Below are 1,639 nucleotides of genomic sequence, written 5' to 3'. Positions count from 1 at the left end.
TTCACGTTGTTTGTTTCGTTCAGTTTTCAAAGAACTACTTGGTCGCTCATTTGCGACTTCCTTATGTTAACATCTTCGTTAGTTAATGTCAACTAAGTTTTTCATTTCGTTTGTCGCTTTCGACGTTAATGTCATCGGCGACTTGTTCTATATTACACCTCTATACTCTAATCGTCAACACCTTTTATTCAATTAATAATAAAAATAATTTCAAAGGTATTTTCATTATTCGTTTCCGCTGTTTCTATTTCAACGAAATAAAGAAAAGGACACCCTATTACACAAGACATCCTTTTCATTAAACAGTATGTACATACTCTTATAAACTCAACATTTTTCATTCTCTTTAACTTTTCGATCGCCTAACATAAATAAATCAATTAACTTACGTTTATCTGCCCATATCACTCCAAATAAAACTAAGCTACCACCTATTACTATTCTCCATGTTAAAGATTCATTTAATAGAACAATGGAAGCAACAATACTTATTAACGGTAAGGCATTTAAATATAATCCACTTACTGATGCCGAGACTGTCTCTAATGCTCTATTCCAAAACCAATACGCTAAAATTGTTGCCCCAATAACAAGATATATTACACTTAGTCTAGCATTCCATGTTTCAATCTTCGGAAAACCGTAATAAAAAGTTTCCGCCATTGCAAATGGTAACAGAATAACAGCTCCAATAATTAAAGTTAATGTTGTAAAAACATTGTTTGATAGATACTGTTCTTGTTTTGGCCTTTTCAGCAATACTGTATAGAAAGCAAATAAGAAAGTACTTAATAAAATAAGAGTATCTCCTATTAAAGATACCTTTTGATCTCCATTGCTAGATGGGATTGTAATAAGAAGTACTCCAACAGCCCCGAGTACAATACCGATCCAATAATTAAACTGAATTTTTTCTTTCAAAAAGAACGCTGAAAAAAGAATTGTAACTAAAGGTAAAGCAGCATCAATAATACTAACATGCAATCCACTTGTTAAAGAAATACCGTAGGATGTGAACATAAAGTAACCAGCTACACCTGTAAAAGATAGTAAACTCATCCTTTTCCATGGTACTTGTTTATGTACAACCGATCTTTTTAATTCTTTAAATGAGAATAGTAAACAGATCCCACCAGCAAAGAAAAGGCGAATAAATAACAAAGTAAATGGTTGAATAGATTCTAGCGCCCACTTTGTTGGTGCAATGGCTGTCCCCCATAGCATAACAGCAACTAATAACATGCATATTTCTTTCATAATCCCCCACACCCATCAAAAATATATGTTAACTATCTTAATTATAGATTTTTTCTTATGTGAAATCCTTTGAAAATAAAAAAACGTATGTAAAAAACAACTGAATAACTATTTTCCACATACCGCTTTCATATAAAAGGTAATTCTTACCTTCATCTAGTATCCAAATGCATTACTTTATATCCCTTTACTCGATCATCGTCCAAAATTCATCTAAAACAATCTCTATTTCATTTTTTGCCCCTCTTTAAGATTACTAAATAAAAATAAACACAAAAAAACCTAAGTCGAATCGACTTAGGTTTTTGCTTGGCGACGTCCTACTCTCACAGGGACAAGGTCCCAACTACCATCGGCGCTAGAGAGCTTAACTTCCGTGTTC

At 32.7% G+C, this 1,639-nt stretch carries 1 protein-coding gene; it reads right to left on the bottom strand.

Annotated features, from left to right (window positions below; all coding sequences use genetic code 11):
- Positions 1 to 327: 327 nt before the first annotated feature.
- Complete coding sequence (locus tag AC3WTI_RS28360) at positions 328 to 1,257, bottom strand: DMT family transporter (protein WP_087955365.1); 930 nt, start codon at positions 1,255 to 1,257, stop codon at positions 328 to 330.
- Positions 1,258 to 1,639: the final 382 nt, after the last annotated feature.

This window comes from Bacillus sp. EB106-02-03-XG38 (assembly GCF_058792175.1).
Note: the sequence above shows the minus strand (reverse complement) of the source record. Positions and strands in the feature narration are given on the sequence as shown.